We start from the raw sequence: 25793 nt of genomic DNA on the forward strand, positions 1-25793 counted from the left end.
GCGGTTGTAGTTGATAGACTGGACTATTTTGCCTCTTTCTTTTTGGACGTTTGGGTACTATCTGGTGCTGCTACTGCCGACGGTTTTAAATTCGTTGAATCCCGTTTTACAGCTGTTTTATCGGTTGTTGGCACAATGTCTTTTTTTACTTGCGGCTTAGCCGTTGTTGCTTCGGGGGCTGTTGCTTTAGGCGTACTGCTTGTTTTATTCGAAACAGCTTTAGCTCCGGCTTTCGTGTTATCCCCTTTCTTCTCCTGGCCCTGTATATCCTCTTTCGGTTTGGATTTCATTTTTCCATTTTCCTCCGTTTCCTTTTCTGTAGGAGCGGTGAAAGATGACTTAGAAAGGTCACGTTTTCTATTTAATAAATCCTCTTTCGATTTAGGCCGGTCTTCGGGGCGCCATGTAAAGTTTGGCAGAAACTCTTTGTCTGCGGTAACCTCTGCTATCGGATAGACCTTGCCATCGACTTTTCGGATAGAAACGTATTCTTTGAGTTTATTGTCCTCCATCAGAATTTTGAAACGGCTGCTTCGGTCATGTACCAATTCTGTCGTTACATTTGTTTTCTCATCAATATTATAGAAGATGTTTTCAGCATTACCATCCACAAAGAGGCGTTCCATCCGGTTATTGGTAAAGAAACTGGTAATTTTGCGGCCTTTGATCTGATTGAATTTTAATGAATCGCTTGTGGCATTGACCATAAATGCATTTCCGACTAAGAGGGAATTGTCCAGTTTTTGATTTTTGACCTGCAAGAAGATCGTATCGCCGGATATCTGCGAATTCTCAGCCCACATCATCGGTTTTCCCATCAACCTAAACATCGAATCCTGCATCCCATAATACATGGAATCGGCAACCGCCTGCAGATCGGATTTGAATAATCGGGCATTATAGTAGGCTTTTAGAATTCTTGTTTTTGCCGTATCTTGGGGCAAAGAATCACTTTTTCCTTCCTGTGCATTTTTCAATGCGGCGCCCATAATCTGATCGGATTCCCCGCCTTTCGGGATGATTGCTTTTTTGCGTAACACGCTATCGGCTTTCAGGTTTTTTTCAATCTCAATCCGATTTTGATCACCTACGATCACCGGTTGTTTCTTCGCAATATTCTGCCTCTTAGTGATGGTGGTATCTGCTGATTTTTTGATTTCCTTGCCAGGGGCGTGCTTGATTTCCTTCTTATGTAGGCTGTCTATACCTTTTTTTAGGCTATCAGCTGCTTGTCGTAAATTATTGGTTGAATCTATATCGGTAGACGTAGAATCTGTATCACCATAATCGACCTCATTGTCTTCTTCAATGGCTCCCCCTTCTCGGTCTAATTTAAAATCCCGTGCGATATAATCTCGCCGGAAGATCATCTGTGAGAATAGGGTATCGGCAGTCATAAAAACAGAGTCCATCTCGGAATTTTCTTTTAATTTCTCATCCTTGCCGATGACATTTTTATTTTCCGCTACGGTCTTCTTAGGATCCTTATCAGTAACAACCTCTCCTTTGTTATTTTTTTCCCTGTCTTTCTGTTCTTCTTTTTCAGTTTTCTTTAATTCCTTTGCTTCTTTTTTTAGTTCCTTTTCAGACTTTTTCTGTACAGGTGAGAACGAGGAGACAGAATCTTTTTTGGTCGAATCCTTTTTTACCACTGAAACCACCAAGGGCTTGTCTGTCATTGTGATGGATTCATTTTTTCCATTATAGAGTCCATATCCACCATATGCATAAAATTTATCAAGGGTGTCCACGAAGACAACATTTTTCACGGCTTTACCGATGCCGACCTGTCGGTCATAAAAAAGACTGTCTCCTTTTAGGAATTTGGTGCCTTCTGTATAAAGATTATTCTTTGAAAAATAGGCTTGGCCGGTGGCCATATGATATCGGCCTTTTTCCGTATACAGATTTTCGCCCTTATTTCCCTTCATATTTGTAGGGCCGTAAAAATCCGTTATTCGGGTGTTGCCATTGTATTTCATTGAGTCTGTATAGACTTTAACGTTGGTTGACCGGACGACAACTTTTTGGTTAAAATAAGATTCGCCGGTATTTTCAAAATAGGTTGCGCGCTGGCTGGTGATCGTGTCGCTCCCCGAGAGGATACGTCCGCCGCTATAGTAATTTCCAATTTTACTGCGCATATTATAAACAAGATGGTCGGTGGTCAATATTGACCCGCTGGTACTGACCATACGCACTGCTCCGGTTAATGTCGCTAATTGCATCGCTGCTTCATAATGCAGCTTATTGGAAAATATCTGTGTGCCATCAGGCTGGGTGATGATTACATTTCCATAGGCTTCAAAAAATTGTCGACCCAATTTATCATTATGTAAATACCCACTGTCAGACGATAAAGTCGAGCCAATGTGCTCATAGACCGGGCGGTAGAAAACAACGTTACCGTTCTTTCCAGTAATAATATGCGACGAAGAAAGTAACTTTAATTCGTCCTGTTTCTGCGCTTGGACCGCCAAGCCAGTTAAAATAAATACAATCAGGGTAAAAATGTATTGTCTCACAAGGGCAAAAATATGGATTTTAATTGCTACTTTATTGGATTTCACAAATTTTAAGATGTGAATTTATCATTCAGACAAATATACCGTAACTTTGTTTATATGAATGTGCTGGAAAGATTAAAGGGATATATTGAAAAGGAGCATTTGATGATGCCTCATGATAAAATATTGCTTACAGTGAGTGGGGGAAAAGATTCGATGCTGATGGCACATTTATTTGCGAAAGCCGGCTTTAGGATCGCTATTGCGCATTGTAACTTTCAGTTGCGTGGTGAGGACTCCGAACTGGACGAAGCTTTGGTCCGAAAATTTGCTGCTGATAATGGGATTCCAATATTTGTCAACCAGTTTGATACCAAGACCTATGCGAAGGAAAATCAAATTTCCATTCAGATGGCCGCACGCGAACTTCGTTATGGTTGGTTTGAACAACTTCGTGCGGAACTTCAGTTTGACCGAATTGCTGTCGCTCAACACCTAAATGATCACATCGAAACCGTGCTGTTAAATCTTTCACGTGGAACTGGTCTGCAAGGGCTTCAAGGCATCTTGCCTGTAAGAGATCGCATCATTCGGCCGCTTTTATTTCTTAAAGCGAGTGAAATTGAATATTATGTCCAGGAATATGCCATTGCTTATCGGGATGACCAATCTAACTTTTCGACAAAGTATGCGCGGAATAAGATAAGAATAGATATTATTCCGCATTTTAAAAAGCTACAACCGGATTTTGAACAGATTTTTGAACAGAATATTACGCACTTTAAGGAATCTTATCAATTGCTACAACAATTTGTCGAACCGATCCGGAATAAACTTTTTCGGTCAACAGGCGATGGTTGGGTAGTGCGCAAAGAGGATTTGGAAGAACATTTGAATAATTTACCTTTATTGTACGAGCTGTTTTCCGGTTTTAATTTTTCTAAAGCGGTGTTAAGTGATTTACAGCAAGCTTGGGGACGGGAATCAGGGCGTATCTTCCAATCGGATTGCTATCATATGCTTTTGGATAGAAATGAACTTTTTATCAAGGAAAAGGAATTTATATCATCGGACGAGGCGATCATTACCTCTGAAACATCGACGGTGGAGTGGAAACAATATTGTTTCCATGCAGGAGTCTCTACAGAACTTACGATTACCAATAGCAGGGAGATTGCAAAATTCGATTATGATCTGCTCATCTTTCCATTGACGATTCGCTCATGGAAGATCGGAGATAGCTTCTACCCATTGGGTATGGATGGGCGGAAAAAGCTAAGCGATTTTTTTATCAATAAAAAAATCAGTTTGTTCGAAAAGGAAAATATTCCTATCGTGGTGAATGGAAATGGCGATATTCTATGGTTAGCCAATTATCGCATGGATAATCGCTATAAGATTACCAGCAATACAAAAAAAGTCCTTACTTTAGTCTGTAAAAGTGATTAAGGCGGAAGTCTACTATCTTAATACTAGAAAAGAAATGAAAGAAGGTGTATTCTATTCAGAAAATCAATATTTAGGACGTGATCGTGTTTGGATAAGCGTGCGGTTGGTACTTGTGCTATTCTGCTTTACAGCATTTTATCTTAATTTGGATCATTTGATTTCCAGTCAATTGTTTTTCATTGTCGGAGTGGGGATTATTATTACATCAATTGTAATGATGTATATGGTCTTATTTCGTATTGAAGTATTTCAAGACCATATATTGATCAGCGGTCTTTGGTCCACCCGAGTTGTAAAAATAGATTTAGCTTCCATTTCGAAGGTTGAAAAAGCACCTTATAGTACATTCTTTTTTAATAATCCGGTCTATAACTTACATACCAAAGGAAAGATCAAGTTTTTTGCCGGGGGTAAAAATGCTGTATTTCTAACAGACAAAGATGGATTGACTTATGTGCTGGGAACACAGCGGCAAGAAGAACTATACCGTACAATCATGGAGACAAAAGCTAAATTGGGAAAGTCTTAAAATTTGTTAATAATTTCTTATCTGACAATTTAAAGACAACAGTTTATGGAGTTATTGGTTAAATTTGAGATAATAGCAACGAATTAACTATGGCATTTTTAAAATTTATACTTATTACATTTGCTGTTTATTTTGTAGTAAGGTTCTTATTCAAATTACTTTTACCGTTTGCGATGCGCAAAGCAGCTGAAAAGCTGATGAAAAAAGCGCAAGAACAAGGGGGAACATATAGCAGCCAGGGACAAGGTAATACCTTTTATTACGAATTTACCGGTAAAGGGCAACAAGAAAATAAAGGAGCGCAACCAGAAGGTAAAATCCAGGTCGATTATATTCCACCGAAGGAAACCCCAGACCGTAAAGGGACACAAACAGCGGGTGAGTTTGTCGATTTTGAGGAAATAAAATAACTTTTTGGCAGTCAAATAGCGTATCTTTGTGCTATGTGGCTTAAGCAACTTTCTGTTTTAAATTTCAAGAATTACTCGGAATCTTCTTTGGAATTTCTCCCTGACGTAAATGCTTTTACAGGGAATAATGGTGTTGGCAAAACCAATCTTTTGGATGCGATCCACTACTTATCGCTTTGTAAGAGCTATTTTAATCCTATCGATTCACAACATATCAAATCAGGTAATGATTGGTTCATGGTACAGGGGGAGTTTGATAAAGAATCGAGTAATGATGTTATTTCCTGTAGCCTAAAAAAAAATCAGAAAAAACAGTTTAAAAAGAACAAAAAGGATTATCCGCGATTGGCCGATCATATTGGACTTTTCCCTTTGGTGATGATTTCACCTAATGACAGCATAATCGTCACGGATGGTAGTGAAGAACGTCGAAAGTTTGTGGATAATGTTATTTCACAAACGGATAATAAGTATCTAGATACCCTAATTATTTATAACAAGTTCCTGAGCCAACGGAACAGTCTCCTAAAACAGGCTCGCCAAACCAGTGTATTGGATTTGGGCCTAATTGAAATTCTTAACTTTCAACTCGAGGAAGTCGGTAATATTATCTTTGCCAAGAGAAGATCATTTATGGAAGAGTTTCAACCCGAATTTGATCGACATTATCAATTCTTGACCGAAGATGCGGAGTCTGTGCAGTTACAGTATGAATCTCCCTTAATGTCGGATTCATTCTTGAATATTCTGGAGAAGAACCTCGAGCGCGACCGTATCTTGGAACGCACGAGTCAGGGAATCCATAAAGATGATCTGATATTTACCATTCATGGTGGAATGCCACTGAAGAAGTTTGGTTCTCAGGGGCAGCAGAAATCTTTTCTTATTGCGCTGAAACTTGCTCAATATTCCTATTTGCAGCAAAAAAAAGGATTTAAACCCTTACTTCTACTGGATGATATCTTTGATAAACTGGACGATCGTCGTACGCATAAATTAATGCAGATGGTCTCTGATGATGATTTTGGACAGATTTTTCTAACAGATACGGACTCAAAAAGAATTCAGCGAATCTTTGACGAAATCAATCGCCCTGTTCGTATATTTGGTATCGAAGGAGGACAAGTGAATGTATAAGAAGCAACCAACGAAAAAGAGCCTGGAATTTATTCGGTCAAGTGATGATATGACCATTAAGCAGGGGGTAGAACGTCTCCTCGAAGCGTATAAACTACGTCGAAAATTTGATGAGACCTCGATCGCTTCGGTATGGCCCCAATTGATTGGCAAAGCGATTGCCAACCGAACGCAGCAGCTTTATGTGCGTGACAAAAAATTGTTTGTACGTGTAGAATCTGCAGTCATTAAAAATGAACTGGCATTAATGCGTCGGCAAATCCTTGGAAGGGTAAATGAATATGTAGGACACGTCATCATTGAAGAAGTCGTGATCTTGTAGAGCGCTTTCCTAAGTATGTTTAACCAATTGTTTGAAAACCTATTTCCTCTTCCCGAAACTTTTCGGGCAAAACTGTTTGCACGTTTCGAACAAGTTGAATTCAAGCGGGGTGATTATCTCATCAAAGCCGGAGATTACTCGTCCAATTTATTTGTTATTGAGTCTGGTTTAATCCGTCAATTTTACACAATCCCAATCGCGAACTGCGCTGGAAAGGTGAACTATTTGTCGCCGGGATCTTCGATGGTGAACATTATTTTATTGTGGAACAAGTCGCGGAAAACCAGGTAAGGTTTACTCAGGGTGAATTGTTTTCTGGTCTATTGATCCCGTTTTGTAGAAAGCTATTAGCGACCACAAAGTTGGGTTTTGAACTCTTCAATGTGGCAATAAAACAACGTGTAGAAATTGGACATAACTTTCAACACTAAGATGTGAATTTGGAAGGGTTATACACATCGATTTTTAATCTATTGACGTGTTTGGAGCTGTTGTAAACATTTTTATGTTGATAACCCTATAGTTTTGCACATTTTCGGGTGATTTATAGATTTGCCTTCTTATGTTATTCACATTTTAATGTTAATAAAGGCTGTGTTATTCACATTTATAGTATACTGACAGGTAAAGGTATTCCACTTATTAACATTTTTGATGTTAATAAGTGGTTATTATTGTTAATAAATTGAAATTGTGGTTCCGAAAAGTCAATCTTATGCACAGCTTATCAACAATCAATGGGGGATTATATTTGTTAATAAAATGTTTGTTGATGGATTAGGTGGTTATCTGGGATGTAGGACTATTATAGATATTGCGCTAGATCCCCTTTTCCTTCACGAATGACCTCAAAAGTGCCCTCTGTCAGATCTACTACAGTCGAAGCGATATTATCTCCGTAACCGCCGTCAATAACTGCATCGACAAGATCCTGATATTTCTCATAGATCAATTCGGGATCAGTTGAGTATTCGATAATTTCGTCTTCATCGTGAATGGAAGTTGTCACAATTGGATTACCCAATTGTTTGACAATTTCCCGAACAATGTTATTGTCCGGCACGCGGATACCCACAGTTTTTTTCTTCGAGCTTAGTAATTTGGGAACTTTGGTGGTGGCATTAAAGATGAAAGTAAATGGTCCTGGCAATGCTTTCTTAAGGACACGAAACACTGCGGTGTCAAAAGATTTTGTGTACTGGGAAATGTCAGTCAGGTCATAGCAGATAAAGGATAGATTGGCTTTATCTGGTTTTAAACCTCTAATTTCACAGACTCGTTCAATTGCTTTTTGCTGTGTTATATCACAACCAATACCATAGACGGTATCTGTTGGGTAAATGATTACGCCGCCACGCCGAAGGATGTCCACGGCCTGTGCGATGGCTTTTGGATTGGGATTGTCGTTATATATCTTGATAAGCATATTGAGTATAGTATATTTATTATGGCGTATGAAAACCATAGCTTTTAACCTAGGGACCCCTGAACGAGGTACTTACCATCTTAAGGGTTCAAAACTATTATTCAGATACGTATCTTTCTAAAAGAACAACAGCCAAAATATTTTGTTTTGGCTGTTGTTCTTTATATTAAAATTCTGCGTTTTTCGGAGTGCGTGGGAACGGTATTACATCGCGGATATTGGTCATTCCGGTAGTGAACAAGACCAAGCGCTCAAAACCTACACCAAATCCTGAATGTGGTACAGAACCAAAACGGCGGGTATCTAAGAACCATTCCATTTCTTCAGCTGGTATGCCTACTTCTGCCATGCGCGCCAATAGACGATCCAGATTCTCCTCACGTTGTGAGCCACCGACCATCTCGCCGATACCCGGGAAAAGAATATCCATGGCACGTACGGTATTACGCCCCTGAGCATCAGGCTCGTTCTGTTTCATGTAGAAAGACTTGATCTCTCTTGGGTAATCGGTTAGGATAACAGGTTTCTTGAAGTGTTTCTCGACCAAATAACGTTCATGCTCAGATTGTAAGTCAGCTCCCCAATCGTCAATTAAATACTTAAATTGTTTCTTTTGGTTTGGCTTACTGCGTTTTAGTATTTCAACAGCGTCTGTATAAGTTACACGCTCGAAATTGTTCTCTAAGACGAAGTTTAACTTTTCAACCAAATTTAACTCAGAACGTTCCGCGGCAGGTTTTGATTTTTCTTCTTCTAATAGACGGTTTTTCAAAAACTCGATTTCCTCAGGACAAGTTTCCAAAGCGTATTTTATCACGTATTTCAACAAGGCTTCAGCGAGGTCCATATTGTCTTCTAGCTCATAGAAAGCCATTTCTGGTTCAATCATCCAGAATTCAGCCAAGTGACGAGTTGTATTTGAGTTTTCAGCCCTAAATGTTGGTCCAAAAGTATAGATGTTTCCAAAGGCCATTGCGCCTAGTTCGCCTTCTAATTGGCCAGATACTGTCAGGTTTGTCGATTTTCCAAAGAAATCCTCTTTAAAATCAATTTCACCGTTTTCTTTACGCGGTGGATTGTTTAGATCCAGCGTAGTCACCTGAAACATTTCGCCGGCACCTTCTGCATCCGAACCTGTGATAATCGGTGTATGCATGTACACAAAATCATTTTCCTGGAAAAATTTATGTACGGCAAATGATAAGGCATTACGTACTTTGAATACGGCATTGAATGTCCCGGTACGGAAACGTAAGTGTGCAATTTCACGTAAAAATTCTAAGCTGTGCTTCTTTGGTTGTAAAGGATATTTTTCGGGATCTGAATCCCCTATAATATTTACCTCAGTTGCTTTAACTTCTACTTTTTGTCCCTTACCCAATGATTCTATCAATTGACCTTTTACACGTACTGCTGCTCCGGTAGTGATACGCTTTAGGATGTCTTCAGGTGTATTTTCAAAATCGACTACTGCTTGAATATTATTGATTGACGAACCGTCATTAATTGCTATAAATTGATTGTTACGGAAAGTTCTTACCCAACCTTTAACAACGACCTCTTTGCCAAATTCTGTGGCATTCAATAGTTCCTTTATTCTTGTGTGTTCCATCTTAATTTTTGGAGAATGACTTGTAAAAGATGCTTTGTTAAAAAAGCAATACAAAAATAAGCTATTCTGTTGGTTTATTGGGTATAAATGTTGATTTAATTCGCTGAATGAAGGATCAATAAGCTTTTAAAGTTATTTTTTCAGAACTCATATTTAGGTCAGATCCAAGAAGAGCCAACTGTCTTTGGGGCAAAAAAAAGCGGATCAACTCAGTTGATCCGCTTTTAAGCTTTATGACGATTGAAGGAATTATCCTTTCAATACTTTGGTTACTAATTCAGCAGCTTCTTTCAATAAGATCGCAGAATAAACTTGCAGACCTGACTCATCGATTAATTTTTTCGCTTCTTCGGCATTTGTACCTTGAAGACGTACGATGATAGGAACAGGAATATTACCAATTTCACTGTAAGCATCAATAACACCTTGTGCAACACGGTCACAACGAACGATACCACCAAAAATATTGATCAAAATAGCTTTTACATTCGGATCTTTCAAAATGATATTGAAACCAGCTTTTACTGTTTCAGCATTTGCGGTACCACCAACATCTAAGAAGTTCGCAGGTTCTCCACCAGCTAATTTAATGATATCCATTGTCGCCATTGCTAGACCGGCACCATTCACCATACAACCTACGTTACCATCAAGTTTAACATAGTTAAGGTTTGATTCGCCAGCTTCAACTTCCGTAGGATCTTCTTCGGTTACATCGCGCATAGCAGCGTAATCTGGATGACGGTATAAAGCGTTCTCATCAAGATTTACTTTAGCGTCAACGGCTAAAATCTTGTCATCCGAAGTTTTTAATACTGGATTGATCTCGAACATAGAAGAATCAGTAGAATCATATGCTTTGTAAAGTGCAGCAACAAATTTTACCATTTCTTTGTGTGCAGCACTAGAAAGACCTAGATTGAAAGCAATTTTACGTGCTTGGAATCCTTGTAAACCTACTTTTGGATCGATTTCTTCTTTGAAAATCAAGTGCGGTGTTTTTTCTGCAACTTCTTCAATGTCCATACCACCTTCTGTAGAGTACATCACGATGTTACGTCCTGTAGCACGGTCCAATAAGACAGACATGTAGAATTCTTTTGTTTCGCTTTCACCTGGATAGTAAACGTCTTGAGCGACCAAAACTTTGTTTACTTTTTTACCTTCAGGTCCAGTTTGAGGCGTTACTAATTGCATACCAATGATGTCAGTTGCTCTTTGTTTGACTTCATCTAAGTTCTTAGCTAACTTGACACCACCACCTTTACCACGGCCACCAGCGTGAATTTGAGCTTTGACAACAACCCAGTCGGAATTGTAGTCTTCTTTCATTTTTTTAGCCGCTTCCACAGCTTGCTCTGGAGTATCTGCTACGATACCTTCCTGTACGCGCACACCAAAGCTCTTTAGTATTTGTTTTCCTTGATATTCGTGAATGTTCATTTGCAAAAATATTTGGCGTAAAAATATGTTTTTTTAAGGGATAAGACAAGGGATAAATTGCTCTTTTATCTATTTTTTGACATTTGTGAAAAATAAAATGGCTGAAATAGAGAAATAACTGCTTATTTATTCAAAGGTGTGATATCGTAAATTTATTTATCTTTGCCCTATGATGTTACAAGCCAAAGGAATTCACAAAGCTTATGGGGCGTTGCCCATCTTAAAAGGCGTTGACATAACTGTGGAAAAAGGTGAAATTGTGAGTATTGTCGGCGCCTCGGGCGCAGGTAAAAGTACACTTTTACATATTATTGGAACATTGGACAAACCCGACCAAGGTTCGATATTTATTGATGGTATTGATATCCACAAGCTGAGCGCTAAAAAGTTGAGTGCTTTTCGAAATGAACATATTGGTTTCGTTTTCCAGTTCCATCACTTGCTGCCTGAATTTACGGCATTGGAAAACGTATGTATCCCTGCATTTATCCATGGGCAGGGGCGGGCTGAAGCGGAGACGAAAGCAAAGGAATTATTGGAATTACTTGGAGTCTCTCATCGTATTGACCATAAACCTGCTGAGATGTCAGGGGGGGAACAACAACGTGTTTCTGTTGCCCGAGCCCTAATGAATGATCCTTCTATCATTTTGGCAGATGAGCCTTCCGGAAATTTGGATTCCGAAAATGCGGCAGCCTTACATCAGCTGTTTTTTGATCTTAGAACTAAATTTCAACAAACATTTATCATTGTAACTCATAATGAAGAATTGGCCCGTATTTCAGACCGGACAATTCATATGCGGGATGGATTGGTTGTATAATCATGATCTAAGTCACCAAAGTTCATTGAGCGGGCGAATCATTAAGGGCTCTTTGCCTATGAATAACATATTATTTTGATGAAGAAAATATTAATAACCTTCGGAACTAGACCACTAGCGATGCGTATTGCTAAAAAACTTGCAGGTAATTTTGAGGTTTTGTACGCGAGTTCGGAAGAGATTCCGGAGTTACTTTTAAAATCGGGGAATTATGTATCTATCCCCAAAGGATTGCTACCTACCTTTGCACACGAGGTACTCAAATTGAGCTTGGACCAACAAGTGGACTATGTGCTGCCTTTGGGTGGCTTCGAACTGGAAGCGTTGGCCGAAGCGAAAGTGTTATTTGACGAGTATCAGATAGCGGTGCTTGTTCCGGATAAAGATATTCTTGACTCTTTTCCTGTCATTGAAAATCCTCCTGCTGACCTTCCTTATGTTTTGCTTTCAAAAGGCAATGATTTATTAGGAGATGATGTACATGAGCGCACATTGGACGGACTCATGGTCAGGTCGGATTCTGAAGAGGATTTTGCTTTGGTCTGTGTGTCGAAATAGAATAAGCCTATGCACTTTGCAGCGCGTTGGGCATAGCCTGTGCAATGTATTTTTAATTTAAAAGATCTATTGTGATGATGTTTCCAGAAGAAAAAAAAGTGTATGTCTTTGAATTGGATGATGTTCTTTTTCCAAAAAAAGACTACTTGCTCCAAGTTTATTATCTCTTTGCCAACTTTATTGAATTTACAGAGACATTTCCGCCACAAAGCGATTTGGTCAACTTTATGAAAAATCATTTGGAAAACCAGGGGGAGGAGTCTTTATTTGAACATGCACAAGCAGTGTTTGGATTTGATATGAAGTATAAAGAGCATTTTGAGCGATTGCATGTGAATGCTGTATTGCCGCTGAAATTGCATCTTTTTGACCATATCGAGAAACTATTTTCGCAATTAGATACAGCAAATAAATACATCTGTGTCCTGACAAAGGGGAATCCGCTGGAACAATTGAACAAAGTAAAGTTTATGGAGTGGGGAGAGTTTAGCGATCGTATAAAAATTTATTTTCATGACGAACTAGCTTTTCGACAAATCGATCCCATTTCGTTTCTAGCCGAGGAATTTGCGGTACATACCACAGCAATTCAATTTGTGGACTAAATTTGCAGTGACTATCTTTGTACGATCTACCAACAAGGTTTTTTGAATCTGAAAATATAGTGAACAAACATTGTTGAAAAAAAATTATGATTGGGGATATAAAAGCCCTATTTTTATATAAAGCCCTTGGATTTATGAATAAAGTGAACAAGCCTGCCACGATTAAGGAAATTGCCAAGAAGCTGAAAATCAGCCCTTCCACGGTGTCAAGAGCATTGAATGATCATCCAAGTATTGGATTGGTAACAACAATGCGTGTCAAAAAAATGGCCGAAGAATTAAATTACGAGCCCAACCAAACAGCGATTTTTTTTAAACAACGCAAGACATTTACCATTGCTGTTATCTTACCCAGTCTATCGGAACCATTCTTTTCTTTCGCGATCAGTGAGATAGAAAATGTCGCTTCGGCACAGCAATACACTGTTTTAATGGGGCAGTCATTGGATGATCCAGATCGGGAAGAACGAATTTTGAAAACATTTAAAAACCATCGCGTAGATGGCATCTTGATGTCAATCGGGAAGAAGACCACAAATTTAGAGTTTATTGAAAAATTGGAATCGTCGGGAATACCGGTTGTCTTTTTTGATTGTGTTCCTAGTTTGCCAAATATCAATAAAGTCCAAAGCGATTTATCGACAGGAATGAATGAGGCTGTCGATGCTTTTGTCGCCCGTGGGCACAAGGTAATTGCTTTAGTAAATGGACCAAAGACTTTGCCTGCAAGTGAGGACAGAAAAATAGCCTATTTGTCTGCGATGAAAAGAAATGGCATGGATATTCTAGATAAGAATATAATTGAAACAGATCTGAGCACAGAAGGAAATGAAAGAGCAATGGAAAGTATTTTTGCTATGTCCGAACGTCCTTCGGCCATTATTTCTTTTAATGACTTTGTTACACTGGATTTGATGAAAGCGGCGCGGAATAAGGGACTGGTTTTAAATCAGGATATCTTTTTCATTAGTTATGCGAATTATCCTCTTTGGCAGTATATGGAAAATCCGCCGATGGGACGTATAGAACAGTTTCCGGGTATGCAGGCGCGTAAGGCAGCCGAAATTTTATTTGAACGGATTGAGAATTCGGAAATAGCAGATCAACAGATTGTCTTTAAATCTAGATTGGTGATGTAGTTTATTCGAAATAAAAAAAGATGGGCAAATCNNGATTTGCCCATCTTTTTTTATGGTTGCTAAGCAATTTTATAGGTGAATGACTTCACCATACGCATCAGCACATGCTTCCATGATTGCCTCACTCATCGTTGGGTGCGGATGGATTGTTTTGATCATCTCATGTCCTGTTGTTTCCAATTTACGGGCAACAACAACTTCAGCGATCATTTCAGTAACATTCGCTCCAATCAGATGAGCCCCTAGGAATTCACCATATTTCGCATCGAAGATCACTTTTACAAAACCATCTTTTGCGCCAGCAGCAGAAGCTTTTCCTGAAGCTGAGAATGGGAATTTACCTACTTTAACTTCATAGCCTGCCTCTTTTGCTGCTTTTTCAGTATAACCTACAGAAGCAATCTCAGGAGAACAATAAGTACATCCCGGGATATTGTTGTAATCAATAGGTTCTACATGAAGACCTTTGATTTTTTCGACACAGGTAATACCCTCTGCTGAAGCAACGTGAGCCAAAGCTTGGCCCTTTACGATATCACCGATAGCATAAACACCTTCAATATTTGTTTTGTAGAAATCGTCAACGACAACACGGCCACGGTCAGTTTTTACACCAACTTCTTCCAAACCGATATTTTCGATGTTAGGAGCAATACCTACAGCAGACAATACAACCTCTGCTTCGATTACTTCAATACCTTTTTCAGTTTTGATGGAAACCTTGCTCAATTCTCCAGCAGTGTCAACGGATTGAACCTCTGATTTGGTAAGGATATTGATTCCTTGTTTCTTTAAGCTTTTTTCCAGTTGTTTTGAAATTTCTTCATCTTCAACAGGAACAATTCTATCCATAAATTCAACGATAGTCACTTTTGTTCCAATTGCGTTATAGAAATAGGCAAATTCAACACCGATAGCTCCCGAACCGACAACAACTAATGATTTTGGTTGTTTAGGTAATGTCATCGCTTGGCGGTAGCCAATGATCTTTTTGCCATCTTGCGGCAAGTTAGGTAATTCACGTGAACGTGCACCCGTTGCAAGGATGGTGTGTTTAGCTGCATATTCTTTGGTAGAGCCGTCAGCACCTTTCACATCAATCTTGCCACCTTTTTTAATTTTTGCAGTTCCATTGATGACATCAATTTTATTCTTTTTCATCAAGAACTGGATACCTTTACTCATGCCATCAGCTACGCCGCGACTTCTTTTGACGATAGCTTCGAAATCAGCCTCACCACCTTGAACATTGATGCCGTAATCCGCGGCATGATTTAAATATTCAAATACTTGAGCACTTTTTAATAATGCTTTTGTAGGGATACAGCCCCAGTTTAGACAAATTCCGCCTAATGATTCGCGTTCAATAATCGCTGTTTTGAACCCTAACTGAGCGGCTCTAATGGCAGCAACATACCCGCCTGGACCACTACCGATTACAATGATGTCGTAATTCATATAAATAAATATTCTGTAGTTGAGTGTTATAGCTTCAAATACCAAGGTATTGAACCTTATATTCATTCAAAAGTACGTATTTTTTCTGATGAATATGAACTATTTATTGTAAAATTGGCGGTTTTTGATAAAACAATGTCATTGTATATAGCCTAATGTCACGTGTCGGTAAAAGGACGAAAAATAATGGGGCAACCGTGTTTAGAGTGTTATTTTTGATGTTCACAATACACAGTTTATCATTATGTTAAGAATATTTAGACAAATTGCGCTGTGGGAGGCTATTTCCACAATCTGCTTGTTTTTTATTGCAATGCCCCTGAAATATTTTGCCGGAATACCCGAGGCAGTGAAGATTGCTGGATCCATTCATGGCTTTTTTGTCGTTATATTTGTCGTGATGCTCATCATGTCTACTGTCGAATATAAATGGCCTATTCTGAAAGCGATAAAGTATTTTTTTGCGTCCTTGGTTCCCATCCTTGGATTTTGGGTAGAATTAGATTTAAAGAAGGAAATTGAAGGAAAAAGACAGAAATCTTAATCATTTGGATTTGAGATATTAATATTGAGATCTTAAAACCGTTAGGCTTAGGGGTAGGTTTACGAAGTTAAGCATACAGCAATAGTGCCCGATAATTTGTGTGCGTAAATTTCCGGGTAGCGGTTTATAAAAAATATGCTTCAATACACTAAGAACAGGCGAGATGGTTAATCATCTCTTCCTGTTTTCTCGATTCCCATGTAAGCATAGGTTATGCTATCTTTTCCATGTGGGACGGGGTTTCCATCCTCATCTAAATTGACAAATACCAGTTTGTCGATGGATAGGATTGTTTTCTTTGAGATTTTATTTCGGACTTCACAACGCATTGTCAATGATGTTCTTCCAAAATTAGTTGCCTCTATACCTAATTCTAAAATATCTCCCTGTTTGGCAGAATTTACAAAATTGATTTCAGATATAAACTTGGTAACGACCTTCGGATTGCCCAATTGTACAATCGCATAAATGACAGCTTCTTCATCTATCCAACGCAAAAGTGTCCCGCCGAATAATGTTCCGTTCGGATTAAGATCTTCGGGTTTGACCCATTTTCTTGTGTAAAAATTCATTTTATATAGGTAGTTATGACAAAGGGGAAAAGTTTCCTTTTCCCCTTTGGTTTATGCTATTTAACGCTTAAGCGTGTATTGCTCTATTTGCAGTTGCTGCTAATGCAGCTTCTCTAATAGCTTCCGTATAGGTTGGGTGAGCATGGCAAATACGTGCGATATCTTCTGCAGAAGCACGGTATTCCATAGCGACTGTAGCTTCGCCGATCATGTCTGCTGCACGCGGACCGATCATATGCACGCCTAATACTTCATCTGTTGTTGCGTCAGCCAATACTTTTACGAAACCATCTGTATCACCTGAGGCTTTCGCACGGCCAGAAGCTTTAAATGAGAATGATCCAGCTTTATATTTTACGCCAGCCTCTTTAAGTTGCTCTTCTGTTTTTCCAACGGAAGCAACTTCAGGCCACGTGTACACAACACCAGGAATTAAATTGTAGTCGATGTGCGGTTTCTGTCCAGCAATATATTCAGCGACATACACTCCTTCATCTTCGGCTTTGTGTGCCAACATTGCACCAGTGATCACATCACCAATCGCAAATACACCTTGAACCGGAGTTTCTAAGTGAGCGTTTACTGGTATTTTTTTTCCTCTTTCTTCTAACGTGATACCGATATTCTCCAGGCCTAAACCTTCAGAATAAGCTGTGCGCCCTACAGCAACGATACAATAATCGCCGTCCAATGTAATTTCTTGCCCCTTTGGATCTTCTGCTGTAACTTTTACGGTTTTGCCTTTTGCGGTTGCCCCCGTTACTTTATGGCCTAAATAGAACTCCATGCCCAGTGATTTTTTCAAAACACGTTGCAGTTCTTTTCCTAATCCACCATCCATCGTTCCGATGATAGATTTTGCAAACTCAACAACAGAAACTTTTGAGCCTAAACGGGCATATACCGAGCCGAGTTCTAGGCCAATAACACCACCACCGATAACAATAAGGTGTTTAGGGATCTCTTTTAAGTTAAGGGCTTCAGTGGAAGTGATGATTCTTTTTTTGTCAACAGGTAAGAATGGTAAAGAAGTCGGTTTTGACCCTGTTGCAATAATTACATTTTTAGCAGTAATTTGTTCTGTAGAACCATCTGCTTTTGTTATTTTGATCGTGTTTTTGTCCACGAATGAACCAACACCTTGGAAACTGTCTATTTTATTTTTCTTAAACAAGAAAGTGATACCGGCAGTATTTTGAGCAATGACATCGTCTTTACGAGCAATCATCTTTGCCATATCTACCTTTAGATCCTTTAAACTAATGCCAAAGGCATCAAAATTATGGGCAGCATTATGGTAATGCTCCGATGAATCTAAAAGCGCTTTTGAAGGAATACATCCAACGTTAAGACAAGTACCACCAAATGTGCTATATTTTTCAATAACAGCTGTTTTTAATCCTAATTGGGCGCAACGGATAGCTCCAACATATCCGCCTGGACCACTTCCGATTACAATTACGTCGTATTGCATTGATTACGTTTTAATTTTTAGTAGTACAAATTTAGTGATTATTAATGGGATAGGAAATCAAAACTTACGATTTATACCCGAATAGGTTTACTTTACATTTTTTTGATAAATGGAGCAGACCTTACTACTTAAAAATCCAATTTCGATAATTTATATGAGCAAACCTCGGTTTGGAAAGATGACATCTGCGAAAGCAAATGATATACCGGCTTAAATAAGGTTAGTAAACTATGAAGAATTAGTAGAAGAGTTAAAGGGGAGCCGCACGGAGCCTTGAAGGTATATTCTTTGAGTCGAGACGAGAGTAATATTAAAGCAAAAAGGATATCCAAATCTATCGATATCCTTTTGCTTTAATAGTATTATTCTGCAACGATTTTCCCTTGCATTACACCATAGTGTCCAGGAAAACTACAGATGAAAGGATATACTCCTTTTTCAAGTGTAAAAGTAATTTTATCTGTTTCGCCAGGACCTAATAATTTTGTATGGGAAACGATAGAAGACAATGCTGATTTTGGAATGTACTCGTCAGCTGCCGCTGCTGCTGCCTCAGCTCCGAAAGTTGGAAGATCTACACCCGGCTTAAGGATAACAACATTATGTCCCATAGATTCTTTCGGCATGGTACCCGCATTTTTGAAAGATAATTCCACAGGTTCGCCAGCTTTAACACGGAATAAGTCCTTGTCAAATTTCATCTGATCATTACCCTCTAAAGATAAGCTGTTGGAAATAGCTACATTTTCAATTCCAGGTACTGTTTCTGTTGCTTGGTTTTCTGTTGAAGCTGTCGATTCGGTACTAGCTGATTTGCCAGACTTCTCGCTGTTTCCGCCACAAGATGCAATTGACAAGGCAACTGCAACTGCTGGTATCATAAAAAGTTTTTTCATTATTACGTTTTTGTTAATTCTTTAAAATTAATGATTTCATTGGTAAATAGAAACAATCATTTCAATTTTGACAATAAAGCTTCAATTGTTTTATATAATTTGATAGGATCAAATGGTTTTCCGACAACTTCGTTGGCGCCTGCATCCAGCGCCTCTTGTTGCTCCGCTTTTAATACCGAAGCGGAGATGGAGATGATGGGCATATTCGCAATGGTCGCATTGGGATGGCGGCGTATTTCTTTAATTGCTTCAAAACCACTCATGAGTGGCATATGTGCGTCCATAAATACCAAATCTATTTTTTTTCTATTAATCTCTTCCAAGGCGAGCTGCCCATTTGTTGCCAGAGTAATCTCACAGTTCCAACTTTTGAGAATATTAGCGAGCATAAAACTGTTTAGTTCGTTATCTTCAGCAATAAGGATCATTGGCGAATTAAATTTCGGTAACTCGGTATAAAGCACTTGTGTTTCTTTTTGCACGGGTTTATCTTCTATTTTGTCAAAGACGCATTCAAAAGAAAATGTACTTCCTTTGCCGTATTGGCTTGACGCGAAAACTTTTCCATTAAGAAGGGCAGCAATACGTTTTACAATGGCTAAGCCCAGTCCAGTACCGCCAAATTTTTTTGTGATGCTGTCTTCCCCTTGCTCAAAAGCAATGAATATTTTTTCCAGGGCATCTTCTGCTACGCCAATGCCTGTGTCAATGACTTGAAATCGTAAACCAATATGCTGATCACTTTCTGTCAAAAGCTGAATTTTTAGAACGACCGAACCTGCCGCAGTAAACTTGAAACTGTTCGAAATAAAGTTGGTCAGAATCTGTTTTAAGCGAAGTGGATCAGTCAGAAAATAACTGTTTATTCGCTCATCCACATCAATATAAAAATTTAATCCTTTATAGTTCGCCTTATCAATAAACAAATTATTCAGATCATCGGTAATATCATGTACCGAAGTGGATTCCATGAAAAGTTTCATCATGCCAGAGTCCACTTTGGAGAGGTCTAATATGTCATTGATAATTGTAAGTAGATTTTGAGAGGCCGAATCTAGTTTATTGATCCAGCTTTCCTGTTCAAGGGTAAGCTGTGAATTTTTTAGCATTTGGGTGATGCCCATAATACCATTGATAGGTGTACGAATCTCGTGGCTCATATTGGCCAAGAATGTTTCTTTTGATTTTCTGGCAAGCTCAGCTTCTTCTTTTGCTTTAAGAATTGCTTGTTTCGATTCCTCCAATGCGATATTTTTCTCTTTAATTTCCTGTTGTATCAAAAGTTGCTGAACGAAAGATTTGACTTTTGCGATCGTCGCTTCCGGATTGAGAGGTTTATACAAATAATCTACTGCTCCACTGTTAAGTCCTTGGATAAGGTACTTATCTTCTTTTGATATTGCAGTGACCATGATTGGAATAATGTGATTCGTTTTTGGATTTTTTTTCAAAAAGGTGACAAATTCGAATCCATTAATTTCGGGCATCTGTACATCAACTAAGGCAAGATCAATTTCTTCCTTCCAGCAGATTTTTAATGCTTCATTGGGATCTGTACTGCTAATTATATTTACATATTCGATATCCTCCAGCAATGCTGTGAGACTGATAACATTTTCAATTTTATCATCGACGATTAATATGTTAATCTTCTTCATTATCTCAAATCTAAATACAACCTTAGGTTAATTGTATGATGTAATCTTTTATTTCGGCTATGCTTAGGATCTTATCTTGTGCATTGAGGTCTATGGCGGACTGTGGCATAATCGGAACTTCAGCATCAAGTGGATCTTGCACGTAGGTTTTTCCGCCGTATTTTTTGATCATTAACAAGCCCTGCGCACCATCATGATTGGCTCCCGAAAACAAAATAGCGGCGCAGTTTTCTTTATAGACTTCGGCAGCAGATTCAAAAGTCACATCAATAGATGGCCTTGAATATTGGACTGGCTCCGAGATATCCAATGAAAAACTATAATCAGGCTCAATAAGTAAATGATAGCCTGCTGGAGCAAAATAGATTGTCCCATCTTCTATCGTTTCTTTGTCGTCAGCTGTTTTAACTTTTTGAAGTAACGCTTTTGATAATGTATCTTCTATACTTGATGCATACTTCGGATTTCTGTGTACGATGACGATAATCGGTCGTTGAATCGGACGCTCCAATGCCTTTAGGATATTTAAAATAACACTGAACCCGCCAGCGGACCCACCTAATAAAAGAATTTTCCGTTCCATCTTAACCTAACCGATTTTTTGATAAATGTTGTGTTTTTTGTTTACAACTTTAAATTTTCCCGCGTTTTTATAGTTAACTAAAGACTCTTTTGAACCCAAACATAAAAAACCAAGGTGGCAAAGCGAATTGTAAAATAAGTCCAATACTTTTTCCTGAAGGTTTGTGTCAAAATAAATCAATACATTACGGCATGTGATCATTTGAAATTCATTGAATGCCTGATCCGAAACCAGGCTGTGCTGCGTAAAAAGAATATTTTGCTTAAGACTATTATTTATCGTAGCAGCATTGTACATGGCTGTATAATACTCGGACAAAGAACTTTTGGGATCTGTTTTAATAAAGTTCTCGGAGTATTCCTTCACCTTTATTAAAGAGTAGATTCCCCTTTTAGCTTTTTCCAATACTTTTGTATTGATATCAGTTCCGTATATAAACGCACGCTGATATAGACCAGCCTCTTTTAGTAAAATTGCCAGGGAATAAACTTCTTCTCCGGTGGAGCATCCAGCACTCCATAACTTAATATGGGGATAGGTGGCCAGATAGGGGAACACATCTATTTTTACCGCTTTGTAAAATTCTGGATCTCTAAACATTTCAGTCACATTGACTGTTATTTCCTGTAAAAAATAAATAATGAAACCCGGTTGATTAATCAATTTGGATTTTAATTCCACCAGATCCAACTTGTTGAGTTCCATAATTCTTGTGACACGTCGCTTTAGGGAGGATCTTGTATATCCGGATACATCGTAGCCATGGAGATTTTTGACAACATCAATAATTTCTTCCAACTCTTCAAAAGTGATCATTACTGCTACTTTAGTACTTAACTCAACCATACACGCATTAAGGATATCAATTTATCCACATCAACTGGTTTACTAATATAATCATTTGCGCCTACGGCGATTGTCTTTTCACGATCGCCTTTCATTGCCTTTGCTGTAACAGCGATAATGGGTAGATTCGCGAATTTTTTGTTCTCCCTTATTTTTTCGATGGCTTCATAGCCATCCATTACAGGCATCATAATGTCCATTAAAACAAGATCAATATGCTCATTACGTGCTAAGATATCCAATGCTTCCTGACCGTTATTAGCAATCTCAATCTTCATATCATAGCTTTCGAATGCAGTACTTAAGGCAAATATATTGCGCATATCATCGTCTGCAAGCAATACAGTCTTGGCTGCCAAATTGTTCTCGGCAAGTACAGATGAATTGTTATTATAAGAATGATATTCTACCTTGTTACTTCGGATTTTATTTAAGAATAAATTGACTTCGTCAATTAATCTATTGTTGGATTTGGCTGATTTTAATACCATGGCTTGACTGTGGTGCAAAATTTCTGAAGTCTGCTCAGGGCTTAGCTCCATGGCGGTGTTAATGATAATCGGCAGATCTTTAAATTGACCATTTGATTTGATCTCGTTGAGGAGTTCTATACCGGATTTATCTGGTAAATTAAGATCCATAATAATGCAATCAAATATTTGTTCCTGAAACAAAAGGTCGAGCGCTTGTTGTGCATTGAATGCCTGAAATATTTGAATATCCTGTTCTTCAAGAGATTGCTTGATAAAATCACTTTGAATTTCCTGGTCTTCCACCAATAGAATTTTCTTGATTGGATAGCTTGTTGAAGCTTTAATTTTTAGAAAAGTTTCAGCTAAGGATTCTTCAGAGACTGGTTTTGAGATAAAACCGATGGCACCAGCGGATATCGGCTCATCGTGGAGAAATGTTCCTGCTGACATCATGTGTACAGGTATATCTTTTGTCGAATCGCCTTTTTTGAGGTTGCGAAGAACTTCCCAGCCATCCATTTTAGGCAACATAATATCTAATATGATAGCAACTGGTAGTAAATTTTGTGCTTTATCCAGACCATCTTGACCATCGTAGCTTATATGGACATCGTATCCGTTTTGGATTGCATAATCTTTTAGGATACCAGCAAAAATGAAATCATCTTCGATGATTAATAACTTATTGTTTTTACTCTTTTTAGCTGTATGATCCTTTTCGATTGTTATATTTTCTAATTGTGGGTTGGATGTCACACGATTGTTTTCGATGATGGGTAATTCTGAGATTTTAGCTTCAGCTTCCTCTTCTAATGGCAAATTGAAAATAAACGTGCTGCCTTCGTTGACTTTACTGGTTAGTGTTATTCTTCCCTTCAAGAGACTAGCTATTTCACGGCATATGGATAGACCAAGTCCTGTACCACCATATTTGCGGCTTGTCGATCCGTCTTCTTGCTTAAATGCATCAAAGATAAGTTCCTGTTTTTCCGGAGCGATTCCTATCCCATTGTCCTTAACCGTAAAGTATAAATGCTTATTCTCGACATTGATCATGAGCAATACTGTACCATTTTCGCCTGTAAATTTAAAAGCATTCGACAATAGATTTTTCAGAACCTGTTGAATGCGATGCTCGTCACCAATAAATTCCTTTGGAGTATCGCTACCGATTTCCACATTAAATCTGATGCTTTTTGATGCTGCAGTATCATGGAAAAAATCACTGATGTAATCCACCAGATCATTTGTGTTGATGTGTTCTTTTAAAACTTCGACTTTTCCAGATTCTATTTTTGCCAAATCCAGCAATTCGTTGATCAAATAGAGCAAATCTGACCCTGCACTATGGATGACGGAGGCATATTTTATCTGATCCTCATTTAGGTTATTTTTCTTATTGTCCTGTAATAATTTAGCAAGTATAAGAATGCTGTTAAGTGGAGTCCGCAACTCATGACTCATATTTGCCATGAATTCAGATTTGTACCTGCTTGATAATTCAACTTCCTCTATTTTCTGGGCGATAGCCAGCTTTGCTTTCTCTAAATCTTCATTTTGAGCATAGAGTAATTGTGCTTTTTCATCCAGTTCATTATTTGTTTGGATGAGTTCTTCCTGTTGTACGCGTAATTCTTCCTCTGAAGCTTCCAGTAGATGAGTTTTATGGATTAATTCCTCGTTGGTGGTTCTTAATTCCTCTTGTTGCGCCTCCAACTCTTCGGTTTGTTGTTGAAGTTCTTCATAGAGATCGGTAAGCTTGCCATGAGTTTGTGCAACTTTGAGAATGATGGCGATATTGTCTTTTACTCTATCCAAGAAATTGAATCGTAACTGATCCTCTTTTTCATTCACGATTGGACAGCAGATTTCCATTAGACCAACGCAATGATTTTCATAAGTAAATGGAATGATATAGATCTCTGTTTCGATCCTATTGGATAGCGAAGTCTCTAAAATAAGATGGGAGTGATCGATATCCCTGATTTTGACTACTGCATGTTTGTTTGCTACTTCCCCTAAAATACCCTCTTTTTCCTTAAAGTTCTTTTTTATCTGTTGGGCAGGGGCAATGCCTAGCTTATGGCATAATTGATATTCCTGGTAATTATCGTCAAAAATATAGATCGTTCCCCCCAGAGCTTTCGTCATTTTGGTGATCGCATTTAAACTGATTTCCGCTATCTTTTTGTCATTGTAATCGCCACGTAACTGTTCATCAATTTGATTGATGGCATTTAGGATCCAGTTATCATTATTAGTTTGATCCTGTAAGAGTTGAAGGCGATTATTCGATTCCCTTTGGCCTTTAACGGTCGCTCTCAGGACTTTGGAAATACTGGAGAATTTTGCTAGGATATAGAAAAAACCACTTAAGCCAATCGCAATGAAAAGGTAAGTGATATTTTGTGCCAATTGAAGATTGTTCCTTGATTTTTCTAGTAAGCTAGCTCTTTGGTCGAGCAGCTCTCTGGATAAGATATCGATCTGATTTAAGATGGATGTTTTCTGTTCCTGGATGTATGGTGGTAGTGTGCCAATGTTAACCTTCGCATAGGCGATATCTTTTTCAAAATCATGGAAAAGCGCGATTTCTTTACGAAGCGTTTCAATGGCATTTGACGAAACGATGTAGCGATCATCCGTTCTACGAATGGATCTCAGTAACTCATCTGTTTGCTTAAGTTCGCGTTGATAGGGAATAAATAGGGTAGGATCTTTTTTTGTGAAATAATGAAGTTTGACATCATTGACTGCATCGATGTTTGATCTAATTTCATTAATCACATTAAATCTATTTTCAGCTACCTGAACGATATTGCGCTCATTATCTAGGATATGATGTAAAGAGATAAAGAAGTATAGAGCGGAAATAAAAATAAGCGAAAAAGAAATTATCACTCCTATGGTAATTTGTTTTCTATAGTTTTTTTGTTCCATGTGAGAATGAGTTTAATAAATTTTGATCGCCCAACTATCGTTCATTTTTCTGTCGCTAGTTTCCTGATGTTATCTGGAGGAAAAAGATAGATGTAAAATAACAAAAAAACTTGCTATTCTTAAAATAGTCGAAAATTCAAAAAAAAACAAAACCCTGATGATGGGCACCAGGGTTTGTTACTAACCAATTATAAACCTAAATTATGAAAAGACTTTTTAAAGGCGACCAACTAAATTAGTTGCCGTGTTTTTTGCTTTGAAAAACTATATTGATTGTTTTTGTAATCTTATGTCGCTTTCAATGAATTGTCTTCTTGAATAGCGCTGTTAGTGTTTTCATAGCGAGATAACCTTTAATTATCTTCTACAAAGATACAGTAAATACCAGG

General features: G+C 38.3%; 23 protein-coding genes. 11 read left to right on the forward strand and 12 right to left on the reverse strand.

All coding sequences use genetic code 11. From position 1 onward, the window contains the following. Positions 1-23 precede the first annotated feature (23 nt). Positions 24-2525, reverse strand: coding sequence for an OstA-like protein (locus B4A24_RS17495; protein WP_293946340.1), 2502 nt, complete (start codon positions 2523-2525; stop codon positions 24-26). Positions 2526-2582: 57 nt separating this feature from the next. On the opposite strand from B4A24_RS17495, the gene tilS reads away from it, so the two are divergent. The 6 genes from tilS (at position 2583) to B4A24_RS17525 (ending at position 6645) form a co-directional block, all read left to right on the forward strand. Further along, entirely contained in the window at positions 2583-3956 is a 1374-nt protein-coding gene (gene tilS / locus B4A24_RS17500) for a tRNA lysidine(34) synthetase TilS (RefSeq protein ID WP_293946341.1), read from the forward strand. A gap of 34 nt (positions 3957-3990) precedes the next feature. Continuing rightward, positions 3991-4485 (forward strand): hypothetical protein, encoded by a 495-nt coding sequence (locus B4A24_RS17505; RefSeq protein WP_172393721.1) that lies wholly within the window; start codon positions 3991-3993, stop codon positions 4483-4485. Between the two features lie 89 nt (positions 4486-4574). After that, positions 4575-4895 (forward strand): DUF4834 family protein, encoded by a 321-nt coding sequence (locus tag B4A24_RS17510; RefSeq protein ID WP_293946342.1) that lies wholly within the window; start codon positions 4575-4577, stop codon positions 4893-4895. 33 nt (positions 4896-4928) lie between these two features. After that, a complete protein-coding gene (gene recF / locus B4A24_RS17515) occupies positions 4929-6032 on the forward strand; it encodes a DNA replication/repair protein RecF (protein ID WP_293946343.1) in 1104 nt (367 codons plus the stop codon). Next, positions 6025-6354: a DUF721 domain-containing protein gene (locus B4A24_RS17520; RefSeq protein WP_077437878.1), complete on the forward strand. Its 330-nt coding sequence runs from the start codon at positions 6025-6027 to the stop codon at positions 6352-6354. The genes recF and B4A24_RS17520 overlap by 8 nt, the downstream gene beginning before the upstream one ends. Positions 6355-6369: 15 nt before the next feature. Further along, positions 6370-6645 (forward strand): hypothetical protein, encoded by a 276-nt coding sequence (locus B4A24_RS17525; RefSeq protein WP_293946344.1) that lies wholly within the window; start codon positions 6370-6372, stop codon positions 6643-6645. A 514-nt stretch (positions 6646-7159) separates the two neighbouring features. Here B4A24_RS17525 and B4A24_RS17530 read toward each other — a convergent pair. From B4A24_RS17530 to sucC, 3 genes are all read right to left on the reverse strand, one after another. Continuing rightward, positions 7160-7780: an L-threonylcarbamoyladenylate synthase gene (locus B4A24_RS17530; RefSeq protein ID WP_293946345.1), complete on the reverse strand. Its 621-nt coding sequence runs from the start codon at positions 7778-7780 to the stop codon at positions 7160-7162. Between the two features lie 166 nt (positions 7781-7946). Continuing rightward, positions 7947-9392, reverse strand: coding sequence for an asparagine--tRNA ligase (gene asnS, locus B4A24_RS17535; RefSeq protein ID WP_293946346.1), 1446 nt, complete (start codon positions 9390-9392; stop codon positions 7947-7949). A gap of 249 nt (positions 9393-9641) precedes the next feature. Next, a complete protein-coding gene (gene sucC / locus B4A24_RS17540; RefSeq protein ID WP_293946347.1) occupies positions 9642-10835 on the reverse strand; it encodes an ADP-forming succinate--CoA ligase subunit beta in 1194 nt (397 codons plus the stop codon). Positions 10836-11007: 172 nt separating this feature from the next. On the opposite strand from sucC, the gene B4A24_RS17545 reads away from it, so the two are divergent. The 4 genes from B4A24_RS17545 to B4A24_RS17560 all read left to right on the forward strand — a co-directional run bounded on the left by B4A24_RS17545 (position 11008) and on the right by B4A24_RS17560 (position 13960). Further along, a complete protein-coding gene (locus B4A24_RS17545) occupies positions 11008-11658 on the forward strand; it encodes an ABC transporter ATP-binding protein (protein ID WP_293946437.1) in 651 nt (216 codons plus the stop codon). Between the two features lie 78 nt (positions 11659-11736). Beyond that, positions 11737-12216, forward strand: coding sequence for a hypothetical protein (locus tag B4A24_RS17550; protein WP_293946348.1), 480 nt, complete (start codon positions 11737-11739; stop codon positions 12214-12216). A 74-nt stretch (positions 12217-12290) separates the two neighbouring features. Then, positions 12291-12821: an HAD family hydrolase gene (locus B4A24_RS17555; protein WP_293946349.1), complete on the forward strand. Its 531-nt coding sequence runs from the start codon at positions 12291-12293 to the stop codon at positions 12819-12821. Between the two features lie 134 nt (positions 12822-12955). Then, entirely contained in the window at positions 12956-13960 is a 1005-nt protein-coding gene (locus B4A24_RS17560) for a LacI family DNA-binding transcriptional regulator (protein WP_293946350.1), read from the forward strand. Positions 13961-14029: 69 nt separating this feature from the next. Here B4A24_RS17560 and lpdA (B4A24_RS17565) read toward each other — a convergent pair whose 3' ends face one another. Further along, positions 14030-15418, reverse strand: a complete 1389-nt coding sequence (lpdA, locus tag B4A24_RS17565; RefSeq protein ID WP_312399731.1) for a dihydrolipoyl dehydrogenase — start codon at positions 15416-15418, stop codon at positions 14030-14032. Between the two features lie 244 nt (positions 15419-15662). Here lpdA (B4A24_RS17565) and B4A24_RS17570 point away from each other — a divergent pair, with 244 nt between their 5' ends. Further along, positions 15663-15962 carry a DUF3817 domain-containing protein gene (locus B4A24_RS17570; protein ID WP_293946352.1) on the forward strand — a complete coding sequence of 100 codons (300 nt, stop codon included), beginning with the start codon at positions 15663-15665 and terminating at the stop codon, positions 15960-15962. A 167-nt stretch (positions 15963-16129) separates the two neighbouring features. On the opposite strand, the gene B4A24_RS17575 is transcribed toward B4A24_RS17570, so the two are convergent. The 7 genes from B4A24_RS17575 to B4A24_RS17605 form a co-directional block, all read right to left on the reverse strand. Continuing rightward, a complete protein-coding gene (locus B4A24_RS17575; protein ID WP_108635943.1) occupies positions 16130-16534 on the reverse strand; it encodes an acyl-CoA thioesterase in 405 nt (134 codons plus the stop codon). A 67-nt stretch (positions 16535-16601) separates the two neighbouring features. Beyond that, positions 16602-18008 (reverse strand): dihydrolipoyl dehydrogenase, encoded by a 1407-nt coding sequence (lpdA, locus tag B4A24_RS17580; RefSeq protein WP_293946353.1) that lies wholly within the window; start codon positions 18006-18008, stop codon positions 16602-16604. Between the two features lie 362 nt (positions 18009-18370). Continuing rightward, positions 18371-18904, reverse strand: a complete 534-nt coding sequence (locus B4A24_RS17585; RefSeq protein WP_293946354.1) for a plastocyanin/azurin family copper-binding protein — start codon at positions 18902-18904, stop codon at positions 18371-18373. A gap of 56 nt (positions 18905-18960) precedes the next feature. Then, complete coding sequence (locus B4A24_RS17590) at positions 18961-20562, reverse strand: response regulator (protein ID WP_293946355.1); 1602 nt, start codon at positions 20560-20562, stop codon at positions 18961-18963. Between the two features lie 22 nt (positions 20563-20584). Next, on the reverse strand, positions 20585-21145 hold the full coding sequence (locus tag B4A24_RS17595; protein WP_293946356.1) for a chemotaxis protein CheB: 561 nt from the start codon (positions 21143-21145) through the stop codon (positions 20585-20587). 6 nt (positions 21146-21151) lie between these two features. Then, a complete protein-coding gene (locus B4A24_RS17600) occupies positions 21152-21961 on the reverse strand; it encodes a CheR family methyltransferase (RefSeq protein ID WP_293946357.1) in 810 nt (269 codons plus the stop codon). A 17-nt stretch (positions 21962-21978) separates the two neighbouring features. Then, positions 21979-25404, reverse strand: coding sequence for a response regulator (locus tag B4A24_RS17605; RefSeq protein ID WP_293946358.1), 3426 nt, complete (start codon positions 25402-25404; stop codon positions 21979-21981). Positions 25405-25793: the final 389 nt, after the last annotated feature.

This window comes from Sphingobacterium sp. UBA7249 (assembly GCF_002472835.1).
Classification (GTDB): domain Bacteria; phylum Bacteroidota; class Bacteroidia; order Sphingobacteriales; family Sphingobacteriaceae; genus Sphingobacterium; species Sphingobacterium prati.